Here is a 23,280-nt window from a genome sequence, read left to right as displayed (position 1 = left end):
TTTATAGACCGCTGATCTAGATCGAACTAAGGGGATGGATTGGGATGCTGCGCGTGTACCGCTTCAATCGCTTCCAATACATCTGCTGTTAGCTCCACATTGACACTATCAATGTTTGATTTGAGCTGTTCGGTTGTCGTCGCGCCAATGATATTGCTGGTGACAAAGTGACGTGAATTGACAAAAGCCAATGACATTTGCGCCATGTCCAACCCAGCATCAGCGGCGATCTTTGCATATTGCTCGGTCGCTGATACCGCTTGCTCATTGGTATAACGGGCATAGCGATCATACATCGTCAAGCGTGCGCCATCTGGACGCTTGCCATCGAGATATTTACCAGACAATACGCCAAAACCAAGTGGCGAGTAAGCAAGTAGCCCCACGTTTTCGCGATGGGCAATCTCAGCCATACCAACTTCGTATAAACGGTTTAATAGGCTATATGGGTTTTGCACCGTGATAGGCGCGATCAAGCCATTTTTGTCCGCTTCCCATAGATAGCGCATGAGTCCCCATGCCGTATCGTTTGATAAACCATAAGCACGAATGCGACCTTTTTTGATTTCATCATTTAATGCTTGAATGGTCTCTAAAAATGGCGTTAAGTCATCTAATGACTGTGCTGCCATGTCCTCTGTATAGCCGCGCTGACCAAAAAAGTTCGCTTGACGTTCAGGCCAATGCAGCTGATAAATATCGATATAATCGGTTTGCAAGCGCTCAAGATTGCCGTCAATAGCGCTGCTGATATGCTGCGCGTTAAAGCGTGTTTGACCATCACGCAAAAAATCCATTGGTGATATTTTGCTGGCAAGGATGACTTTGTCACGCTGTTTGGTTTTATCAAACCAAGTACCCATGAATCGTTCGGTATCACCTTGTCTGTCTTTATCTGGTGGTGATGGATACATCTCTGCTGTATCCCAAAAGTTGACGCCTTCACTCAGTGCCATATCCATCTGGGCGTGTGCCTCAGCCTTGGTGTTTTGCTGTCCCCAAGTCATCGTACCTAGACAGATCTTAGATACTTTTTCATCGAATTGCGGTAACGTTGTATATTGCATTCGATTGTCCTTTCTCGTTTTTTATTGTGGATTGTGCGTTTGGACAACTACATAAGTTGTATACCAGTGACGCCAGGTGGTGTGACCTTAAAGATTTTTACTTTAAATAATACGTCTTGCCCAGCCAGCGGATGATTGAAGTCCACTTCGACTTGGTCATCATCAATGGCGCTGATCGTACCGGGCAAGGTATTTTTGCCTTTGTCTTCGAATTCAACCATCATACCGACTTCTGGATTGTCAGCGACGAGCGCAAATTGAGTACGGCTAAAATGTTGGATGTTTTCAGGATTCCAGTCACCAAATGCTTGCTCTGGCTCAAGGTGAGCTGTGCGCGTGTCGCCTGCGCGTAGATTCATAAGTACCTGCTCAAACCCTGGCAACAAGCTTTCATCGCCGATAGTCAAAGAGACGGGCGCATCACGACTAAACGTTGAGTCAATGACCGTGCCGTTTTCTAGTGATACTTCAAAGTGTAGGCTAACAAGGCTACCAAAGGTGATGCGCGTGTCTTCATTTGGATTAATAAATTGAGATTGAGTCATAATAAAAAGCCATCGGTTGCTGGAATAAAAGAATAAGGAATCTGGATGCCGTATTATAGTGTAAGAAATAATAAGCCATCTAAGGCCAGATGTAAGCGTCAATAATGTAACGTAGATGAGGTACTATAATTGGCAATTCTAAAAGATATGAGGTGTCGGTGGTGAATAAACAACAAGGCACTGTCAAAAAATGGCAGGACGATAAAGGGTTTGGCTTTATCGAAACCGAAGCAGGGGATTCAATCTTCTTTCACGTGAGTGAGTTTAGAGCAAAGCGCCGTCCCAATGTTGGCGAGCAAGTCGTCTTTAGTATCGGACAAGACGATCAAGGGCGCTTGCGGGCAACAGAAGTACAAGAGTTGCACTTTGTACAACAAAAAATGGCACAAAAAAATCAGCAAATCCGTCAGCGCAACCAAAAACGCAGTCAGCAAGCAGAGTTTGAAGCAGAACAAAAGAAACGCTCGTTTCTTGGACTGGCTTTTTATGGTGTTTTAGCTCTATTAGCAGCGACAGGTAAACTAAGCTGGCTGGTGGTGGTTTGGTACGCAGCGTTGGGCGTGATCACTTACGCCATGTATGCCAAAGACAAAGCTGCTGCTCAAAGTGGCGACTGGCGTACACCTGAGTTTACATTACACGTGCTGAGTGCGCTTGGCGGTTGGGTAGGGGCGTTATTGGCTCAGACGTATCTGCGGCACAAATCACAAAAGCCTGAGTTTCGAGTGACTTATTATTTGACCGTTGTCATTAATATGGCAGGGTTGCTGTTTTTATTGGCAGGTGGTGGGTTAGGGGCTTTAACTGATGTATTATCAGCGTTGCTATAAATGAGAACTAAGACACACATATGGATAACGTGATTATGAATACGTCAGGCTTCGTTGGTGGCACCTTAGTACATACTGAAAAAGGTTTAGCACCAATAGAACAACTAAAAATTGGCGATAAAGTGTTGTCTAAGGCAGCTGATGGTTTGGGTGATCTGGTTTACAAGAGGATAACTCGGACGACAACTAATGATGCATCAATTTTCATGATGTATTTTAATACTTATGTAAATCCACAATTGAATTTGGCAGATAGAGTTAATCTAAGACGTAAGTTAAAGAAACAACAGATATTGCCTGAACCTCTATTAATGACAGCAGATCATCCCTTTTGGACACAAAACAGAGGTTGGGTGAGAGCAGATAAATTGAATGCTCAAGATATCTTAGTGACTAAGGATAATACTTATTTTACAACTGATAGTGGAGGTGGGTATGACTATAGATATGAAGGCATAATACCTATGTATCATGCAAATAAAAAAGGATATGCTTATCAGGTAAGCTTTGGTGATGAAACAGGCGAACTCAAAGGATCATACGTTAATTTATTAACAGGAAGGTATGAACTTTATACGGATCCAGCACCAACATGGATAAATAAATTGTGGCAAGCTGACTCAGAATGGGAGCAACGCCTATTAGAACAAACACCTAAAGATAAACGTGAACATGCTAAGTTCTTTGGTTTTCGTCAAGGTGAATGGAAAGATCCTGATACTATAGATTGGGTAGAGGGCGAAGGTCCTCTTACTATGACGGTATATAACATTGAGGTAGCAGATACTCATACTTACTTTGTCGGTGAGCAGGGGTTGTGGGTGCATGAATAGAGATTGTGCAGATAGGTCAAATTAACATATATATTCAATCGTCAAAAATAGACAAAAAAAGGTGGGTCACGACTGCGTAACCCACCTTTTTTATTTATCAATTAAATTAATATCTTTAGCTATAGACGGTTATGATCGTGGCATTTCACGCTTCTTTTCCAAAAACAGCATATCGATGACAATCAGTACAACACCGAGAGAAATCCCAATATCTGCAATATTAAAAATCGGATAATGCCAAACATCAGCATAGTGCACATGGATAAAGTCAATCACATGACCATGTAGTAAGCGGTCGATCAAATTACCAAGCGCACCGCCTAGTACCATGGCAAGTCCAAGCGAGAGTAGCGTGGCTTTGCGAGGTGCTTTGAGTAAATAGATGATCAGAAACAGTGACATGAGTAATGCCAGTCCTGAAAAAAACCACTTCTGCCAACCGCCAGCATCTGCCAAAAAGCTAAATGCTGCGCCGTAATTATAAGCAAGTGTCCAGTTGAGAAATGGCTCAATCACGGGCACTGGATCATGAAAGGTCAGCTTGGTTTCTGCCAGCCATTTGGTCCATTGATCGATGATAATGATAACCAATGCCAGCCCATACCACATAAAAGCGCGACTGCCATTGGCCACCAGTTTTGGTGCCTTCTTTGTTGATTTGGTCAGGCGGCCTCTAGGCGTGGTTGAGCTACCTGTGGTCGCATGAGCAGGCTTAGGCGAATGATCAACCTCAACCTGCGAGTCATGCGGGCTTTCAGATGAATCCGTTGGGTTAGGCATAATGACGTACCTCGCCGTCACCACTGACATTGGTCACGCAGCGACCGCATAGCTCAGGATGGGCGCTATCTGTGCCGATATCATCACGGATGTGCCAGCAACGTACGCATTTAGTACCAGTGGCAGCGCTAACTTGTACCACTAGATCTACAGCCTCTTCTGTATTCGTTTCGGTTGCTTCATCTACCTGTAAGATGCTATCAGTAGGTGCTTCGCTCATTGGCTTTAGTTCTGCGTTGCTAGTGATGAGTACAAAACGAAGCTCTTCATCAAGCTTGGCTAGACTTTCATACATGGCACCGTCAGCGTATAGGCTCACATCGGCAGATAAGTTGGCATTGATAATTTTTTCACCACGTGCGGTTTCGATGTGCTTGTTTACCATGTCTTTGGCAAACATAATACGCTGCCAGTCATCATTGCTGATAGCACTTAGCTCAAACGCTGGGAACTCGTACCACTCTTGGGTAAACACGTAGCCGCCTTTATCAGCCTCACGTTGGTTCAGCACTTCCCACGCTTCTTGCGCCGTGAATGATAAGATCGGTGTGATCCAGCGAATCAGCGCATGAGCAATATGGTAGATTGCCGTCTGGGCAGAGCGGCGCGGCTGACCGTCTTTTTGGGTGGTGTACTGACGGTCTTTGATGATGTCTAAATAAAAACTGCCCAAGTCCTGCGAGCAAAACGCGGTCACGTGCTGGGTGACTTGGTGAAAGTCCATTGCATCATAGGCACTGATGATTTGCGCTTGTACGGTTTGCGCGCGCTCAATGATGAATTTATCAAGACTGACCAGCTCGTCCATCGGTACACTGTCGGTTGCAGGATTGAAGTCATCAGTATTGGCCAGTAAGAAGCGCAAGGTGTTACGAATACGGCGATACATATCGATCGCGCCTTTAAACACCGTCTTACCTGCGCTCATCTCATAACGATAGTCGCTAGACGCAATCCACAGACGCAACATGTCCGCGCCCGTTTTGTTGATCTCTTCTTGCGGCGTGATGATATTACCCAATGACTTACTCATCTTACGACCGTTTTCATCGACCACAAAACCATGGGTCAGTACTTGCTTAAACGGTGGGCGCTCATACATGGCCTCTGACGTCAGTAATGACGTTTGGAACCAGCCGCGATGTTGATCAGAACCTTCTAAATACATGTCAGCTGGGTTGGTCAATTCATCGCGTTGCTCAAGTACGGCGAAATGCGTCGTGCCTGAGTCAAACCACACGTCCAATGTGTCCGTTGCTTTGTCATAATCAGCCGCTTCGCTACCTAAGAAGTCCTCGCAGCTGGCGTCAAACCACGCTTCAACACCGCCCTCAGCGATTTTTTGCGCCGCAGTTTCCATCAGCTCAAGCGTATTTGGATGCAGCTCGCCTGTTTCTTTGTGCGTAAAGAACGTAATCGGCACGCCCCACGTACGCTGACGTGAGATACACCAGTCAGGGCGACCATTCATCATCGCTTCGATTCTATTCTGCCCCCATGCAGGTGTCCAGTTGACCGATGGAATATCAGCAAGGGCGCGAGCACGTAGACCTTGGGTTTCCATATTGATAAACCACTGCGGGGTCGCACGGAAAATAATCGGTGACTTGTGACGCCAGCAATGTGGATAGCTGTGTTCAATTTTGGTATGGCTGATTAGATGGCCATTGTCATGTAGGGCAGCGATGATTTTTGGATTGGCTTTATATATGTGCTCGCCTGCAAATACTGCCGCGCTATCTAGATAAACGCCCGTACCGCTCACTGGGTTTTCCACTGGTAAGTTGTATTTTAGACCAACGATATAATCGTCGAGACCATGACCGGGTGCAGTATGTACCAAACCAGTACCACTATCGGTGGTCACATGATCGCCCAAGATGAGCGGCACTTGGCGGTCTTCAATCAATGGATGCTGAGCGCTCAATCCTTCAAGCTCACTGCCTGATACGGTCGCGAGGACGCCTTTATTCTCAAGTTTGAGTTCACTTAGCGCAGTTTCAATAAGATCAGCTGCTAGTAGCAGGTTGCCTTTTTTGGTCGCAACCACGCTATAGTTATGCTCAGGATGGACTGAGATGGCTTGGTTAGCAGGCAGTGTCCACGGCGTGGTCGTCCAGATAACCGCAGCGATGTTGTCTGCGATACCTGCCAATGCGGTCACTTTATCCGTGCCAAGTACATCAAAGCTGACATAGATCGCGTCAGAGACTTTGTCTTGATACTCTACTTCAGCTTCCGCGAGAGCTGAGCTACAGTCCAAGCACCAGTTGACTGGCTTCATACCACGAGTCACATGACCATTGTCATAGATTTTGGCAAGCGCGCGCACGATGTTGGCTTCCTGCGCAAAGTTCATAGTCAGATAAGGATTGTCCCAATCACCGAATACGCCTAGACGCTTGAAATCTGCCTTTTGTAGTTCAATCTGAGTGTTGGCGTATTCGCGGCATAGACCACGGAATTCGGTAGCAGACACTTTTTGACCGACTTTGCCGACTTTGGCTTCGACTTTTTGTTCGATTGGCAGACCATGACAATCCCAACCAGGGACATAAGGCGCATCAAATCCTGATAAGGTTTTTGATTTGACAATAATGTCTTTTAGTACTTTGTTGACCGCGTGACCCAAGTGAATCTGACCGTTGGCGTATGGAGGGCCATCGTGCAAAATATACTTAGTCGCACCAGCACGCGCCTGACGAATTTTACCGTACACGTCATCTGCTTCCCAAGCAGCTAACCAATCTGGCTCGCGCTTGGCAAGGTTTGCGCGCATCGCAAATGGCGTATCCGCAAGGTTCAGCGTGTCTTTGTAATCTTGGCTTGGTGTGTCAGTGCTTTTATCAGTCATAGAAGGTATCTTTTTAAAAGGTAGGTTTGTGTGTCGGTTAAAACCGGCTACAAGGCTCGATGTTCAACGTATTTCAATATAGTGCTGAGGTTAATGCTGTGTCGATAATACTTAATTACTAATAATAGTAGGTATATTGCTCATCATAGTCGGTTTATCAACCGCCATGTCAATAAATACCCATTGTTGCTCATTAGTCCGCAAATAGTTACGTCAATAATAAATGGTAACGAGACGATTGCAACATAAAATATGCTAGTAAAAATAATTCAAAAAAATATTTAGATCGGCAGCTATTATATGACAAAAAGAGTAGGGTAAAAAGAGCTGAGCAATTTCATCCTCATTTTGACCAATATCAACTGTTTATCTACGTTGCATGTCGTTGATTAAAGTATAACGATGACCTCTTCGCAAGATAATTTATTAAAAAATAAAGTCAGGTTCAGCCGCTAAAAAACCGATGCTAACCATAAGCGCAGTTTTAACGACCATAGTGGCTGAATACCTGTTAGCCCTTGTGTCATCTTGCCATTCTCTAATACCACATAGGATGGTGTGACTTGTCCTTGCCAATCCGCAAAGATATCACCTTCTTGGTCGTTTATGGTGGTGAAGTCAAACTGATGCTGATCGAGGTAGCTGCGTAGCTCTTGATTTGAGCCTGACTGCACAGCGATAGTGATGACAGCATGATCGTTTGTCGCTGCTAGCCTATTTATCGTTGGCGATGTGACGCTACAGACCGAGCACCATGTCCCCCAAAAATATATCAGTGTTGGCTGCTGGCGACTCAGATCGGCCAAATCCACCGGTTGCCCTTGATAGTCCATTAATTGCAATTGCGGATCGGCTGGCATGACAGGCTGTCGCCACCAGTTGACCACACTATAAATCACCAAAAATATCACCCCATAGAGCAGTGCTGTCTTAAGCACAGACAGGATGCGCTGTTTGGGTGTTTTTTTCGGTTTTTCGAGGGTTTTGTTGATGCCAATATCAGTCGTCATAGGGGCTGCTTTTATACTTTTATGTGTTGATAGATAAAAATAAACGGCTGATGATGCAGCCGTTTATTGGATTAAAAAGTCAGTGGGGAGTTATAGCAGATACGTTATTATGGCTTTTGCGCACGATTCTGCAATGGATCACCAGTAAGCACACTGCCTGAGTTTTCGCGGCGTTCGGCATCGCTTAATTTACTGGCCGATACTTTGGACTTTTTCTTCCATTTTAAACTAAATAAGTCATCACGGCGGTCAATCAGGTTGTGCACTGAGCCTTCGTGACGAACGTGAGTCAGCTTATCTAAGTTGACATCAGAGAAGAAAATCATCTCGGTATTGGGCGTGGTCTCTGCCATGATGGCATCATGTGGGAATGCAAAATCTGACGGTGAGAAGATAGACGACTGTGCGTACTGAATATCCAAGCTTTCGACTTGTGGTAAGTTACCTACCGAGCCGCAGATCATGACATAGCATTCGTTTTCAATGGCACGTGCTTGAGCACAATGGCGTACACGCAAATAGCCGTTTTTGGTATCTGTCCAGAAAGGCACGAACAAAATATCCATATCATCAAGTGCTAACAGGCGTGCAAGTTCAGGGAACTCAACGTCATAACAGATCAAAATACCAATACGCCCCGCATCGGTGTCAAAGACCTGTACTTTATCGCCACCTTCAATGACCCACGCGCTACGCTCATGCGGGGTGATATGAATTTTGCGTTGCTCTTCAACCGTACCATCACGGCGGCACAGATAGCTGACATTGTACAAAGTATCGTCTTCGTCTAATAAAGGCATAGAGCCTGTAATGACATTGACGTTGTAACTGACGGCCAAATGCGAAATTTCATTTTTAAACCATTCGGTGTAATCGGCCAAAAAGCGAATGGCGATGTTTTGGTCAGTAGACTCGCACAAGCCCATCAGCGGCGCATTAAAGAACTCAGGCAAACAAGCAAAGTCAGAGTTATAATCGGCCATCACATCGACAAAGAACTCCACTTGCTGGAGCAGTTCTTCTGGCGACTCGACCTCACGCATCTGCCACTGAATACCACCGATACGCACCTCAGATTTACGCGTATTGGGCTTATAATCTTTTGGCTCATAATAGATATTTGACCACTCAAGCAAGGTGGCAAAGCCTTTCGACTGTTTGTCATCTGGTAGGTAAGCGGTCAAGATACGCTTGACGATAAACCCGTTTGATAACTGAAAAGACAATGCAGGGTCGTGAATTTCGCGGCTCTCAACAGCGTCAATATATTCGCCTGGGCTTAAGTCTTGGTGGTTATGGTAGTTAGGAATGCGGCCACCCGCTAAAATCGCGCGGAAGTTGAGCTGACGGCACAGCTCTTTGCGTGCGTCATAGAGACGGCGACCGAGACGGTAGCCACGATAATCAGGGTCAATCAATGCGTCTAGACCATAGATGGCATCGCCTTCAGGATTGTCTCTAATGATTTCTTTTTGCCCGATCAAATCATCATAGGTATGCGGGTTAGAAAATTTGGCATAATCAACACGCATGGACAGTACAATACCAATTAATTGATCATGGTCAAACAGCGCAATCTGCCCTTCAGGAAAGGCGTCTATGAGCGTATGAATGGTGTTTTTTGACCACGCGCCGCCTAGGTTGACGTAGACGCGATCCATCAAGGCTTTTAACTGGGGGTAGTCTTTTTTCTTGATCTCAGCGATCGTGAGATGAAAGTCATCTGTTTTTTCGATTTTACTCATGATATTCCTATATTAAATCTCTACTAAATTTGAGTATGCGTAATGCAATGATCCTAAGCACTCGATTTTGTCAATTTTTATGAAAAAAAACCAATAAGAATATTCCAGTAGTCAGATATAGCCTTTACAATAATTATTACCCTATTTACAATGGGTTATAGCAATATTTTATGCCATGTTGCTCAGTGTATTTGAGGTTTATTCTGACTGATATAGAGGAATAAACCTTAGTAATCATTGCCTGCCCTATCACTTGGTTTTTTATTGGATTGTTAATAACGAAATACAGGGTTGTCCAATGCCTTTACAACGGCGACTGTTTTGCTATTTATTATCTAAATATAAAATCTAAGTAATATCTATCAGTATCATTCATTTTGCTTGCTATGATAGCAAGCTATATAAGTAATAATAGTCTCACGTAGTAACTATTTGCTACGTTTTTGTGAGTCTGCAGCTTTATCTACTTCAGGCATAGTATCGTCTTGCTTGTTTCATTTGGCCGGCATTATCGGCTTTTAGGATTATTTTATTATGCCCTTAACTCGTAGTAATAGAATCAAGCAATGGGATGCAATACAAGAATCAGCACTGGTTCAATTGGTCTATGTCAGTACGTTGACCATTGCGTCACGCCTAAATACCTCTATATTTGAGGATATAGAGGCCCATGCTCGCGATTATAATGAGCAGCATGGTATTACTGGTACATTATGTTATGGCAATGGTCAGTTTTTGCAGTGCATCGAAGGCGAAAAAAGACATGTCTTTGCGCTACAAGAACGTATCTTTGCTGATAGTCGTCACAAAAATATCGAAGTGCTTTTACTACAAGAGATTAATCATCGCAGCTTCTCAGACTGGCGCATGCGTCTGCTGTTTTTGGAGCGCTGGCTATGGTCGCCTGCAACCAAAGAGCAAGCAGCGCAGTTGTCACTATTTCTACCATTTGCGCCGCACGGTTGGTCACCTGATCGTACTGAGCAATTTTTGCAAATTATCAAAAATTTCGACACCCAGCCACATATCAAAGCAGCGGGCATTACTTATAATGCGCTAGGCAATATGTTCCGCCATATGGCGGCACCGCATCAAGCTTTTTTGATTGTCCAAGGGTTTCTTAGTATCTTGCTGGTAGTGGGGTTGATGTTGCTGTACTGGTAAACCATGTACCTTTACAAACGATGATCTGATGAATAAAAAAAGACGCTAGCCTATGGGTTAGCGTCTTTTTTTTGAGATAAATCGTTAGCCTACCAATCACATATCAAAAATCTTACCACGATTCATAATATTATTAGGGTCAAAAACTTTCTTGACCTCTCGCAAGTAATCGATCTCCGTCTCACTGCGGCTGTATTGCAAATACGGCTTCTTCGTCATACCCACCCCATGCTCAGCCGAGACCGACCCACCATATTTTTGTACCGTCTCAAACACGTATTTATTGACAATTTGACACTCGGCAAAGAAATCATCCTTACTCATGTTCTCAGGCTTTAAGATATTCAAATGCAAATTACCATCACCGATATGACCAAACCAGCACACCTCAAAGTCAGGATAATTGCTACTGACAATCGCATCAATCTCAGCGATAAACTCCGGTACATAGCTGATGAGTACCGACACGTCGTTCTTATAAGGGGTAAAGGCTGAGATCGTCTCTGAGATGTACTCGCGCAGCTTCCACAGCTCTTCAGCCTGTGTGAGATTTTGACTCATCACCCCATCAACCACCCAGCCCTCTTCCATGCACTGCTCAAAGATGGCCATGGCTTTTTCCATGATTGGCTCATAGGGGGCTTCAAACTCTAATAAGGTATAAAACTTGGTACGTGATTCAAACGGCTCTTGTACTTGACCATGTGCCATGAGCTTATCAACCGCTACATCATCAAAGAATTCAAAGGCAGTCAAATCAATCTGGGCTTGAAAGGCAGAGAGCACATTCATGACGTCACTAAAGCTGTCCATACCCAGAACCATGACATTTAAGTCTTGTGGCTGACGCTCAAGTTTGATTTGCGCGTGAGTGACAAGACCTAAGGTTCCCTCAGCCCCGATAAACAGTTGACGCAAGTCGTAACCCGTGGCGTTTTTGACCATACCGCGGTTGAGGTGCAAGATATCCCCTTTACCCGTAACGACCGTTAGTCCCATGATCCATTGACGGGTCATGCCATAGCGGATGACTTTGATGCCGCCCGCATTGGTACCGATGTTACCACCCATTTGACTAGAGCCTGCTGAGGCAAAGTCGACAGGATAGTAGAGATCTTTTGATTCGGCGAACTGTTGTAGCTGTTCGGTGACAACGCCTGCTTCAATCTCGACCATGCGGTCAGCTGGATAGAACTGTCCAATCTGGTTCATTTTATCCATGCTGACGACGATCTCGCCATTGGCAGCAACCGCGCCTGCTGAGAGTCCGGTACGACCACCACTAGGGGTGAGGACGACGTTGTGTTCATTAGCCAGTAGGACAATGGCTTGGACTTGTTCGGTGGTCTTCGGAAAGACGATGGCGGCGGCGGCGGGGGCGAAGTGTTTGGTCCAGTCTTTGCCCCAGTGCTCTAAGCTCTCTGCGTCGGTCTTTATTTGGCTGGGGTCGAATTGATGGGTGTCAGTCAGTGAGCTTAGGATCGTTTGCACAGCGTTGGTATGGGCTTGGGAGGTGGACTGTTCGGTAGTTAGCGTCATGGTCAAATCTCAATATTAGCGTAAGCACGATGTTGGGACTGTTTATTATATAGCGAAATGACTATAAATTCAGCGAGGAGTCGGCTCGTGATGGCAATAAGTGGGTGATAGTTTCTAAATAAAAAATGAGACAAATAATAAAAAGTGGTTTGTTTGATTTCAAACCGAATGATTCACTATAGCATAAAAATTTTTCAGGCTTGATAATCAATAATTCATCTAATCTGCTAACATCGGCGTCAAATTTTGTGTAAGATATCTGGACTGTTTTCGTTTCATCCATCACAGATTATCCGACAGATAATCTTATAAAACAAATATAGGACAGTTCTCATATGGCGTTATCACTACAAAAAGACAAAATCCGGTTTTTATTGCTTGAAGGTCTACATGACAATGCCCTAAAAGTATTGGAGGGTGCTGGTTATCACAACATCGAGAATATCAGTCACGCGTTAGACAAAGAAGAGCTGATCGAAAAGATCAAAGATGCTCACTTTATCGGTATTCGTTCGCGTACTCAATTGACGCGCGATGTACTTGAGCATGCAAACAAACTTATCGGCATTGGGTGCTTTTGTATTGGTACCAACCAAGTCGATCTAGATGCCGCTCGTGACTTAGGTATTCCTGTCTTTAACGCGCCATTCTCGAACACCCGTTCGGTAGCTGAGCTGGTATTGGCTGAAGCGATTATGCTGTATCGCGGTATTCCTGAAAAGAACGCAACCGTACATCGCGGCGGCTGGGGTAAGTCTGCGACTAACTCACATGAAGTGCGCGGCAAGACTATCGGTATCGTCGGTTATGGTTCTATCGGCTCGCAGTTGTCTGTGCTCGCAGAAAGCTTTGGCATGAAAGTCATCTATCATGATGCTGTGACCAAATTGCCACTAGGTAATGCGGTACAAGTTGGTAGCCTAGAAGAGTTACTATCAATGGCTGATATCGTGACGTTGCATGTGCCTGATGTGCCAAGCACGCGCTATATGATGAAAGCTGAGCAGTTCGCTCAGATGAAAGAAGGCAGCTACTTTATCAATGCGGCTCGCGGTACGTGTGTTGAGATTGATGATCTGGCGGATGCGCTTGAGTCTGGTAAAATTTTGGGCGCGGCTATCGATGTGTTCCCAAAAGAGCCAAAATCAGCTGACGAAGAGTTTGAATCACCACTACGTAAGTTTGATAATGTGATTTTGACGCCGCATATCGGTGGGTCAACGCAAGAAGCGCAAGCTAATATCGGCCTTGAAGTCGCTGATAAGTTTGTCAGATACTCTGACCAAGGTGATACGGCGACGGCGGTGAACTTCCCAGAAGTTTCTATTCCGTTCAAAGAAAACTCGCATCGTCTGCTACACATTCATAGAAACGTACCAGGCGTACTGTCTCAGATCAACCGTCTGTTTGCTGAAGCAGGGATTAACATCCTAGCACAGAGCCTGATGACAGAAGGCGATGTCGGTTATCTAGTCATGGACGTTGACTACAACGATTCGACTGCTGCACTCGATCAATTAAAAGATGTAGAAGAGACTATCCGCGTACGTATCTTATTCTAATATAATCAATCTGCTTTTAAATTGGATTAACTATATCAGTGCTAATAGTTTTGATACGCATTGAAGATGTATCACAAAAAAAGAGAAGCTCTATTGATTAGAGCCTCTCTTTTTTTTACTTCTGTTTTATTGTACTAATGCTAGGTTTAATTGGCTTTAGCGTTGTTTACCGCTTCTGCTTGCAGACGTGCTTCAATCTTGGCCGCTTTGCGTTTTTCTATGACATCTATCACGTCACTACCAATATGGGCTTCACCGCGTTTTTTGGCCAGTTGCATTTGGTGCTCGCGCTCACGGAATCTAGCTTTTTGCTCATCGGTCGCTTTGTCGATGCAATGAGGGCATGATTCACCTTTTACATAAGCAGGGCTCTGCATGTCATCGCTAGTGATGGGCATACGGCAGGCAAAACACTGCTCATAATTACCTTTTTCTAAGTTGTGATTGACCGATACACGGTTGTCAAAGACAAAGCAATCACCTTGCCACATAGAGTCACTGGCTGGGATTTCTTCTAGGTATTTTAGAATACCACCTTCTAAATGGTAGACCTCTTCAAACCCTTGCTCTCGCAAATAGGCAGTTGACTTCTCGCAGCGGATACCACCTGTACAAAACATGGCGACTTTTTTATGCTTGGCTGGATCGAGCTCTTTTGATACGTATTCTGGAAACTCGCGGAAGGTTTCAGTGTTTGGATTGACGGCATTTTGGAACGTACCGATTTGCACTTCATAATCGTTACGTGTATCGATGAGAGTCACTTCAGGATCTGAGATCAGTGCATTCCATTCGCTAGGCTTTACATAGCGACCGACCGATTGTAGTGGGTCGATGTTTTCTACGCCCATGGTGACGATTTCTTTTTTTAGCTTTACCTTAGTGCGATAAAACGGCTGCGCATCGGTATAAGACTCTTTAAAGGTAAAAGTACCAATCGCTTCGATATTGCGTAGGTAGTCAAGGATGGTATCGATACCCTGACGCGTACCAGAAATCGTACCGTTAATGCCTTCGCTTGCCAGCAATAAAGTGCCTTTGACATCGTTATCTAGCATGGTATTCAAAATCGGCTCGCGATACTGCTCAAAGTCAGTAAAGCGTGTGAATTTATAAAGTGCGGCAACAACGATATTGTTGGTTTCACTGTCGTAGGTGGGGGCTGATTGATTGTCAGTTATCACGGTTTCTTTGATATTACTATCTTGAGTGGTGCTCATGTGTTTCTCCTGCTGGCTAGGTCGCAAACCTAGTGCGTTGGGTTTGAAGTATCTTTTTAGTTTAAAGCATTAACAAAATTGTGGGATTGATGAATGCGCGCGTAGTGTAGCAAATTTTGGCAGGGTTTTGAATGATTTAATAACTGCTAGTGTCTTTAAATATAGGTATGACTCATTAAGTAGTCTTATTTAATAGATAATAGCCTTCAATCATTTATCCCATGAGTATAGCTTGCTATAGTAGACGTTTGCTCACCATTCAGTTTTTTCTCTTCCATTGTAAAGGCGTTCATATGTCTCTGTTCCAATCTATCGTAATCGAAAAATATGTCCGTGAGCTTGATAGCACTCAGCTAGAAGTAGCATGGAAGCGTTATGCTAATTGCTTCTTAGATATAACCAAACAGGACAATATACGTCTCAGTAAAGAAGAACAGTATCAAGAGGGCTTTTTGCGTGATTTATTCGTTGATATATTCGGCTATACGCTTAACCCTAATCCCAATTATAACCTTACTACTGAGTTTAAAAATAAGACGAGCAGTAAGAAGGCCGATGGGGCAATACTTAAGGATGGTTATGCTATAGGCGTCATTGAACTCAAAGGCATGAATACGACCGACATGAGTAAAATCGAGGCGCAAGCATTCGGTTACAAGAATAACCAGCCCAAATGTCGCTACGTAATCACTTCTAACTTTCAAAAGCTACGGCTTTATATCGATAATGCAGTTGAGTATGAAGAGTTTGACTTATTCACAATGAGTCAAGATAGATTTGCATTACTCTACTTGCTATTGCGTCAGACAAGCATGCTCGCAGATTTACCTGCTAAAATTAAGTCTGAATCACTATCACAAGAAGAAGCGATCACCAAGCAGCTCTATAAAGATTACTCAGTGTTTAAGCGCGAGTTATTCGCCGACTTGACTGCTAACAACCCGGATATCGATGCGTTAATATTATTTCAAAAGTCACAAAAACTACTCGATAGATTACTATTTATTTTCTTCGCGGAAGATAGTCATCTGCTCCCTGCCAACTTTGCAAAGGGAATCATCGATGATTGGCAGCAGCTCAAGAAACTTAAAAAAAATGACCCACTATACGATCAAATAAAGCAGTACTTTACCTTTTTGGATACGGGCTATAAAGACGATTATAGCGAGATATTCGCCTACAACGGCGGACTGTTTCGCACAGATAGCTTGCTCGATAGCGTTATTATCAGTGATGAAATACTACGCAGCCATATTCTTACATTGTCAGAATATGACTTTGATAGTGAGGTAGACGTCAACATCTTAGGTCATATCTTTGAAAACTCATTATCAGAGCTTGATGAGGTAAAGGCACAGCTGGCAGGTGAGGCGGTCGATAAGTCGCAGACCAAACGCAAAAAAGATGGGGTGTTTTATACGCCCAAATATATCACTAAATATATCGTTGAAAATACAGTCGGTAAGCTGTGCGAAGATAAGAAGTCTGAGCTTGCAATCAACGATGAGGACTATCAGCAAGACGTTACAATCAATAAAGACGGCACCAAAAAGAAAAAATCAGCCAAACAACTCGCTATAGAGACGCAAGCCCTAGAGCGTCTGCACGCTTATCGCGATTGGCTACTAGAAATCACGATATGCGATCCCGCTTGTGGTAGTGGAGCGTTCTTAAATGAGGCGCTAAACTTCTTAATCGCTGAGCATGAATATATCGTCGAGCTAGAGACCAAACTATTCGGTAGCGGTCTGGCTTATCCTGATATAGAAAACAGTATTTTAGAAAACAACTTGTTCGGTGTCGATATTAATGAAGAAAGTGTCGAGATTGCCAAGCTGTCGCTGTGGTTACGGACAGCGCAGCCACGACGTAAGCTCAATAATCTCAATGACAATATCCAATGTGGTAATTCGTTAATTGATGATCCAGCAGTCGCAGGCGATAAAGCCTTTAATTGGCAAACGGCGTTCCCAAAAGTTTTTGCAAAAGGTGGTTTCGATGTGGTGATTGGTAATCCGCCTTATTTACGCATTCAAGGACTTCAAAGTGCTTATCCTGAAATGGTTAGCTATTATGAAAAGCAATTTGAATCTGCAATGGGGAATTATGATATTTATGTTTTATTTATTGAACGCTCTTTAGATTTGATTAAAAAGACTGGACAAGTTTCACTTATTTTACCGCATAAGTTCCTTATTTCTGAATTTGGAGAGGGCGTTCGTAAATTATTGGCAGAGAATAAGCTTGTTGCAAGTTTATTGCATTTTGAGGAACATCTAGTCTTTGAAGTGACCACTTATACTTGTATTTTAACTTTAGATAAAAAGCCGAAAACCGACTTGCAATTTAACTTTATGAATCCTCAAAAGATCCAAGAACCCTTTGAATGGACGAGTTTGTCTTATGACGAATTGACCCATGATAAATGGAACTTGTTATCCAACACTGAAATCAAACTTTTTGAAAAATTGCATAAACAACCCTTAACCGCAAAAGATGTATTTTCCAAAATATTTGTTGGATTACAAACCAGTGCTGATAAAATTTATTTAATTGATGGTTGTATTGAAGGAGATGTCGTTAAAGGTTACTCAAAATCCTTAGGCTGTGAGGTTGAAATTGAAACGGGTCTTATGAAACCTATGTTAAAAGGGCAAGACGTCTCAAGATATAATTCTCTAATAAATGAAAACTTTGTCTTATTTCCTTATAGTATTGATTCTGACGGTAAAGCAAAACCAATGACTGAAAATGAAATAGCCCAAAATTTTCCTTTGGGCTATAAATATCTCAAAGCCAATGAAGCAGAGTTAAGAGGACGTGAAAAAGGTCGCTTTAATGAACCAAATCAATGGTATTTATTTGGTAGAAAGCAAGGTATAAACGAGGTGGAACAGTCTAAAATTATTACTCCAGAGATATCTTTGGGCTGTAATATGAGTTTTGATGTTGGGTCTATGTATCATAATACTAAGTGTTATTCTTTTATATTAGATAAGCCGTCAGATTTGGCCTATAAGTTTTATCTCTCAGTTTTGAATTCAAAAATATTATGGTTTTTTCTATCTAATACTGGCTATGTTTTACGTGGGGGGTACTTTACTTTTAAAACAAATTATTTATATCCTTTTCCTTTACCTAAATTACCTAATAATGCTAAAGATTTTGTTGAAAAAGTAGATCTAATGCTATCGCTAAATGAGCAGTTGCAGGACTCAACTGGTAAGTTTATTCGTACCTTGCAGCGTAAATTTGATATCGATAAGCTGAGTAAAAAACTAGAAAGCTGGCATGAGCTAACTTACGCAGATTTCATCAAAGAGCTAGGTAAAAAGAAAATAAAAATGAGCTTGAGCGATGAAGCCGAGTGGGAAGAATATTTCTTGGCTGAGCAAACTAAAGCTAAGCAATTGATGGCAGATATTAAACGTACCGACCGTGAGATAGATCAAATGGTCTATAAGCTTTACGACTTAACGGATGATGAGATTGCCATTATCGAAGCCAGTTAGTTTAACTATCGATTATAATCCAAACACAAAAAATCCAGCTCAAAGGCTGGATTTCTTATTATCAACTTAATCTTTTTTGAGGTTCGTTTAGAGTTTACTTACTCTGGAACCAGCGATCCGCTTGGTTGCGTGCATTGGCGATGTCTGAGCTTGATAAGTTCAATGCCAACTGTCCAATCTTGCCGCGCGCCTTGTTACGGACTTTTTCGTCGAGCATGCCATCACGGGCAGCCAAGTCATACCATTTATAGGCATCTACCAGATTTTTTTGTTTTTCATCTAACAATGCAAGTGTATAGCTGGCACGGTTGTCGCCACGCATCGCGGCTTTCTCTAGCCAAAGACGCGCTTGCTGCAAGTTAGGTTGTACGCCTTCACCGCGTAAATACATAATAGCAAGGTTTAACTGAGCAGGAGCAACGCCTTGTTGAGCGGCTTTGGTGTACCACTGGATAGCTTGCTGGGTGTTTTGAGCGATACCTTCGCCTTTTTGCAAACGCTTGGCTAGATAAAACTGAGCATGATCGTTACCTTGGGCAGCACGGTTAGACAGCTCGCTCACAGGCATCAGCTCAAAGCGTGAAGTATCAAGCGGTACGTTTGATATTAACTCAGCATTGGCCAAACCAGCACAAGAAAATAAGGCAGTAAACAATGCGGCTTTTAATAATTTCATAGCAGCTCCAAAATTAGGCAGTTAATACGCAAGAAAATTGTACCGCTAAACATCGTCTCGCTAAAGACAGTTAGACGGCGATAATAATTAGGTGATATCTTGCGATATGAATTACCTAATCATCAGCAATAGAGTTTTTAATTTTGTATCATCGATTTAACCCAACTAATTAGACAAACGGTCGTAATAGTGGGATAACTGACAACATTTTGCTAGCTTAACACCCAAACTTACGAAACTCAAATACTAATTACAAGATTTAATAGCTGCTTGTACCTGATTGTCCTCAGTAAAATCATAGAGTTACTATAAGACAATCATTAGTTAACAATTTGCTAAGATAAAAGGTTCAGCAATAACGGTCATTTTATCCTTTTGAGCAAAAATTAAATATCTGACATTACTTCGTTTTTTTCTTTGTCACTCGATAGATAGCGACATCTGCGAGTAGATTGGGTGCCTGTCTAATTAATGCCGTCATCAGTGGGGAATGACCTTTATCAGAGTCGCTTACCGCAAAGCGATTAACGATATGAATATCATGCTGCGCACATAGTTGCTCAAAGTCTTTAAACGTACATAGATGAATATTGGGGGTGTTGTACCATTCATAAGGCAGTGCCTCAGACACCGGCATCATCCCTTTAAGCCCTAAATGAAGACGGTTTTGCCAATGGGCAAAGTTAGGGAATGTGATGATCGCCTCTCGGGCGACGCGTAGCATATCGAGCAGCAGCACATCAGGCGCTTTTACCGCTTGTAGCGCGCGTGCCATAACCACGGTATCAAAGCTGTTATCGGCAAAGCGTGCCAAGCCATCGTTTAGGTCTTGCTCAACAATCGATAAGCCGTTGCCAATGGCTTCGTTGATTTTGTCCTCATCAATCTCAAGCCCGTATCCAGTGACGCCTAACTTCTGCTGTAAGTGCGCGAGCAGCTCGCCATTACCGCAGCCCAAATCAAGTACATGTGCTTGCGGTGCGATCCAGCGCTCTGCCAGTTGGTGATCCATTCTCATGAGCGCTCTCCTGTGGCTGGGCGGCTAGGGTTAATAAATGGCGCTGTCAAAAATCCTCTAACAGCACCCATGTAGCGAGGAATATCAAATAAAAAAGAGTCATGGCCATGCGGCGCATCAATATTAATATAGCTAACAGGTTTGCCAGTAGCCATCAGCGCATCGACAATTTCTTGCGAGCGTTCTGGGGCAAAGCGCCAATCGGTGGTGAATGACACAACCAAGTACTGGCATTGTGTATGGGCGAATGCCGCTTTGAGCGCAGAAAGCTCTTGCTGTCGATCAGACTCAATGTCTTCAATCGTCGCTACCGCATCTTCTAACTCATTCTGCGCACTGGCTTTGCTAGACTCGACTGACGCCGCGATAGAGTTTTCTAATGGGACGGCCGACTCTGTATTGTCTTTTGCTACCGCTGATGAGTAGTCACGTGTCGGGTCGAAATAATCTAATGCCTTGGTCATGAGCAGATAAGTATTGGCATCAAAGTTTTCACTAAAGCGCTCACCTTGATAGCGCAGATAGCTCTCAACCTGAAACTCGACATCGTAGCCGTACATAAACTTGCCAGATTTTAAGTCACGACCAAACTTGGCTTTCATCGCGTCATCAGTCAAATAGGTAATATGACCGACCATCCGTGCCAAGATCAGGCCGCGACGAGGGTAGGTACCAGCTTGTATGTAGCGTCCATCCTTAAAATCAGGATCGGACAATATCGATTGGCGTGCGACTTCGTTAAAAGCAATATTTTGCGCAGATAGCTTCGGTGTACTCGCAATCACCACACAGCGTTTTAGCCTGTCTGGATAATCGACAGACCATTGCAGCGCTTGCATACCGCCCATCGAGCCGCCAACGATAGCATGCCATACGTCAATGCCCAGACGATCTGAGAGCATGGCTTGGGTTTTTACCCAGTCTTTAATCGTGATGAGCGGAAAGTCAGGGCCATAGACTTGTGGCTCATTACTGTTATTTGCACTGCTATCGCTTGAATCGATACTGTCATCCGAACTAATGCTATCGGGATTAATAGTTGTTGGCCCTGTTGAGCCAAAACAGCTACCGATATTGTTGACGCACACCACATAAAAGCGATTGGTATCGATGGCTTTGTTCGGACCAATCATATTGTCCCACCAGCCCGCTTTTTTGTCATCAACGCTATGAAACCCTGCCGCGTGATGGTTACCCGATAACGCATGACAAATCAAAATCGCATTTGATTTATCGCTATTGAGCGTGCCGTAAGTCTCTACCATCAAGTCAAACGAGGGCAGAGTACGGTTACATTCCAAGGTCAATGGCTCGGCAAAATGGAATTTCTGTGGCGTAACCACACCCACAGATCCAGCAGCAGTATTGGCTGAGCTGTTTACGTGAGTTTGAGAATTAGGGGACTGGTCACTGGTATTATCAGAGCGTGCGTTCAAAGCTACCTCGCAAGACAACAATCATCAATAAAATAAAAGTAAAATGGCAAAATTTTAATGGGCTACTTTACTTACACCATTTTTATAAACTGGGCTTGCCTATTGTATGGTGATGCGCGTAGGAGTACAACCGCCGAGCAGGTCTTTTAAACGCCGTTTTATCGCGTTAAATAATAAAGGGTAAATGATAGAAGGCTGGCGACTGCGTAGCAAATTGTACAAGTGCGCTTTTGCCATGCGTGATTCATGGATAAAATGCTACACTAATGCGGTGTTTGCACAAAGGTGTATGAGCAATCTGGTACCTTTATGATGACACGACTTCTAATAACTTACTGCTGATAAATAGTGCTGCTATGAAACCTGAATTGCCTCCACGTATTGCTGTCCTGTTAGTCAACCTTGGTACGCCAGATGAGCCGACGGCACCTGCCGTACGACGTTATCTCAAACAGTTTTTGTCAGATCCGCGAGTGATCGAGATTCCCAAGTTTTTGTGGGCCATTATCTTAAATTTGTTTGTCCTGCCAAGTCGTCCTAAGCGCGTGGCAAAGGCTTACGCGAGCATTTGGGAAGGGGATTCACCGATTCGTAAGATATTAAAAAGCCAAGTTGAGCTATTAGAGCCGCGTTTGGCCAATAGCGTGGCGCCATTTCGCGTCTCTGTGCATCCTGCGATGAGCTATGGTAATCCTGGATTGCCTGATGTGATGGATGCACTGCGCGCAGAAGGCGTGGATCACTTTGTCATTCTGCCTTTGTTCCCGCAGTACTCAGCCTCTTCAGGTGGCGCGGTATATGATGCGCTGACAAAATGGACACTTAAGCAGCGCAACTTGCCAAACTATACCATTGTTAAAGACTACTTTGCCCATCCGCTATACATTCAGGCGCTAGCCAATTCTATCCGCCGTTTCCAAGAGAAACATGGTAAGCCTGAGAAGTTAATGTTCAGCTTTCACGGCATTCCGCAGCCTTATGCAGATAAAGGCGACCCCTATCCTAAGCGTTGCAAATGTACCGCTGCGCAAGTGGCACATGCACTTGGTTTAAAAGACGATGAATGGATCATCAGCTTCCAGTCGCGCTTTGGTAAGCAAGAGTGGGTAAAGCCGTATACTGATGTGGTATTAGAAGATTGGGGCAAATCTGGTGTGCGCTCAGTACAAGTGATTAGCCCTGCATTCTCAGCGGATTGTCTTGAGACGCTAGAGGAGTTGGCCATTGAAAACCGCGATAATTTTTTGGAGGCAGGCGGGCAAGAGTATCACTATATCCCTGCGCTAAACCTCGATGAGACACACATTGAATTGCTCGAAGCGTTGAGCTTGCCTCTTGTAAAAGGCTGGGCTGGCACACTTGATGGATGGGTTTAATCGGCTGAAAATATCTATTACTGTTAGTTAAATGATAAGTCATAAAAAAGCACGCTTAACGATATTAAGCGTGCTTTTTCGCTCTAAAGGGCTATATTAGCCGCGGTGCTAAT

The 23,280-nt window shown here is 43.7% G+C and carries 17 protein-coding genes; 6 read left to right on the top strand and 11 right to left on the bottom strand.

The window, feature by feature from the left end:
* Nucleotides 1-26: 26 nt before the first annotated feature.
* A complete protein-coding gene (locus AOT82_RS06335) occupies nucleotides 27-1,067 on the bottom strand; it encodes an aldo/keto reductase (RefSeq protein WP_071002278.1) in 1,041 nt (346 codons plus the stop codon).
* Between the two features lie 47 nt (nucleotides 1,068-1,114).
* Nucleotides 1,115-1,612: an FKBP-type peptidyl-prolyl cis-trans isomerase gene (locus AOT82_RS06330; protein ID WP_071002277.1), complete on the bottom strand. Its 498-nt coding sequence runs from the start codon at nucleotides 1,610-1,612 to the stop codon at nucleotides 1,115-1,117.
* A 161-nt stretch (nucleotides 1,613-1,773) separates the two neighbouring features.
* On the opposite strand from AOT82_RS06330, the gene AOT82_RS06325 reads away from it, so the two are divergent.
* Both AOT82_RS06325 and AOT82_RS06320 read left to right on the top strand, forming a co-directional pair.
* Entirely contained in the window at nucleotides 1,774-2,442 is a 669-nt protein-coding gene (locus AOT82_RS06325; protein WP_227517194.1) for a DUF1294 domain-containing protein, read from the top strand.
* Between the two features lie 20 nt (nucleotides 2,443-2,462).
* Nucleotides 2,463-3,275, top strand: coding sequence for a hypothetical protein (locus AOT82_RS06320; RefSeq protein ID WP_227517193.1), 813 nt, complete (start codon nucleotides 2,463-2,465; stop codon nucleotides 3,273-3,275).
* A 129-nt stretch (nucleotides 3,276-3,404) separates the two neighbouring features.
* On the opposite strand, the gene lspA is transcribed toward AOT82_RS06320, so the two are convergent.
* The 4 genes from lspA to AOT82_RS06300 all read right to left on the bottom strand — a co-directional run bounded on the left by lspA (nucleotide 3,405) and on the right by AOT82_RS06300 (nucleotide 9,664).
* On the bottom strand, nucleotides 3,405-4,055 hold the full coding sequence (gene lspA / locus AOT82_RS06315) for a signal peptidase II (RefSeq protein ID WP_083328875.1): 651 nt from the start codon (nucleotides 4,053-4,055) through the stop codon (nucleotides 3,405-3,407).
* Nucleotides 4,048-6,909 (bottom strand): isoleucine--tRNA ligase, encoded by a 2,862-nt coding sequence (gene ileS, locus AOT82_RS06310; RefSeq protein ID WP_071002276.1) that lies wholly within the window; start codon nucleotides 6,907-6,909, stop codon nucleotides 4,048-4,050. Before ileS ends, lspA begins: the two co-directional genes overlap by 8 nt.
* 452 nt (nucleotides 6,910-7,361) lie before the next feature.
* Entirely contained in the window at nucleotides 7,362-7,919 is a 558-nt protein-coding gene (locus AOT82_RS06305; RefSeq protein WP_071002275.1) for a protein disulfide oxidoreductase, read from the bottom strand.
* A gap of 107 nt (nucleotides 7,920-8,026) precedes the next feature.
* Nucleotides 8,027-9,664 carry a carbon-nitrogen hydrolase family protein gene (locus AOT82_RS06300; RefSeq protein ID WP_071002274.1) on the bottom strand — a complete coding sequence of 546 codons (1,638 nt, stop codon included), beginning with the start codon at nucleotides 9,662-9,664 and terminating at the stop codon, nucleotides 8,027-8,029.
* A gap of 534 nt (nucleotides 9,665-10,198) precedes the next feature.
* Between AOT82_RS06300 and AOT82_RS06295 the strand changes: the two genes are divergently transcribed.
* Nucleotides 10,199-10,828: a BLUF domain-containing protein gene (locus tag AOT82_RS06295; RefSeq protein WP_071002273.1), complete on the top strand. Its 630-nt coding sequence runs from the start codon at nucleotides 10,199-10,201 to the stop codon at nucleotides 10,826-10,828.
* Between the two features lie 96 nt (nucleotides 10,829-10,924).
* On the opposite strand, the gene AOT82_RS06290 is transcribed toward AOT82_RS06295, so the two are convergent.
* Nucleotides 10,925-12,367, bottom strand: a complete 1,443-nt coding sequence (locus AOT82_RS06290; protein WP_071002272.1) for an FAD-binding oxidoreductase — start codon at nucleotides 12,365-12,367, stop codon at nucleotides 10,925-10,927.
* Between the two features lie 335 nt (nucleotides 12,368-12,702).
* On the opposite strand from AOT82_RS06290, the gene serA reads away from it, so the two are divergent.
* Entirely contained in the window at nucleotides 12,703-13,929 is a 1,227-nt protein-coding gene (serA, locus tag AOT82_RS06280) for a phosphoglycerate dehydrogenase (RefSeq protein WP_071002270.1), read from the top strand.
* Nucleotides 13,930-14,075: 146 nt separating this feature from the next.
* Here the strand turns inward: serA and trhO are convergent, their stop codons facing one another.
* Complete coding sequence (trhO, locus tag AOT82_RS06275) at nucleotides 14,076-15,149, bottom strand: oxygen-dependent tRNA uridine(34) hydroxylase TrhO (protein WP_083328874.1); 1,074 nt, start codon at nucleotides 15,147-15,149, stop codon at nucleotides 14,076-14,078.
* Nucleotides 15,150-15,442: 293 nt separating this feature from the next.
* Between trhO and AOT82_RS06270 the strand changes: the two genes are divergently transcribed.
* Nucleotides 15,443-18,661: an Eco57I restriction-modification methylase domain-containing protein gene (locus AOT82_RS06270; protein WP_071002269.1), complete on the top strand. Its 3,219-nt coding sequence runs from the start codon at nucleotides 15,443-15,445 to the stop codon at nucleotides 18,659-18,661.
* A gap of 94 nt (nucleotides 18,662-18,755) precedes the next feature.
* Here AOT82_RS06270 and AOT82_RS06265 read toward each other — a convergent pair whose 3' ends face one another.
* From AOT82_RS06265 to metX, 3 genes are all read right to left on the bottom strand, one after another.
* Entirely contained in the window at nucleotides 18,756-19,337 is a 582-nt protein-coding gene (locus AOT82_RS06265; protein WP_071002268.1) for a tetratricopeptide repeat protein, read from the bottom strand.
* A 400-nt stretch (nucleotides 19,338-19,737) separates the two neighbouring features.
* Entirely contained in the window at nucleotides 19,738-20,355 is a 618-nt protein-coding gene (gene metW / locus AOT82_RS06260; RefSeq protein WP_058025768.1) for a methionine biosynthesis protein MetW, read from the bottom strand.
* Nucleotides 20,352-21,704, bottom strand: coding sequence for a homoserine O-acetyltransferase MetX (gene metX / locus AOT82_RS06255; protein WP_071003682.1), 1,353 nt, complete (start codon nucleotides 21,702-21,704; stop codon nucleotides 20,352-20,354). Before metX ends, metW begins: the two co-directional genes overlap by 4 nt.
* A gap of 443 nt (nucleotides 21,705-22,147) precedes the next feature.
* Between metX and hemH the strand changes: the two genes are divergently transcribed.
* On the top strand, nucleotides 22,148-23,167 hold the full coding sequence (gene hemH / locus AOT82_RS06250) for a ferrochelatase (protein ID WP_058025767.1): 1,020 nt from the start codon (nucleotides 22,148-22,150) through the stop codon (nucleotides 23,165-23,167).
* Nucleotides 23,168-23,280 lie beyond the last annotated feature (113 nt).

The sequence above is a fragment of the Psychrobacter sp. AntiMn-1 genome (genome assembly GCF_001854065.1).
In the GTDB taxonomy this organism is placed as follows: domain Bacteria; phylum Pseudomonadota; class Gammaproteobacteria; order Pseudomonadales; family Moraxellaceae; genus Psychrobacter; species Psychrobacter pacificensis.
Note: the sequence above shows the minus strand (reverse complement) of the source record. Positions and strands in the feature narration are given on the sequence as shown.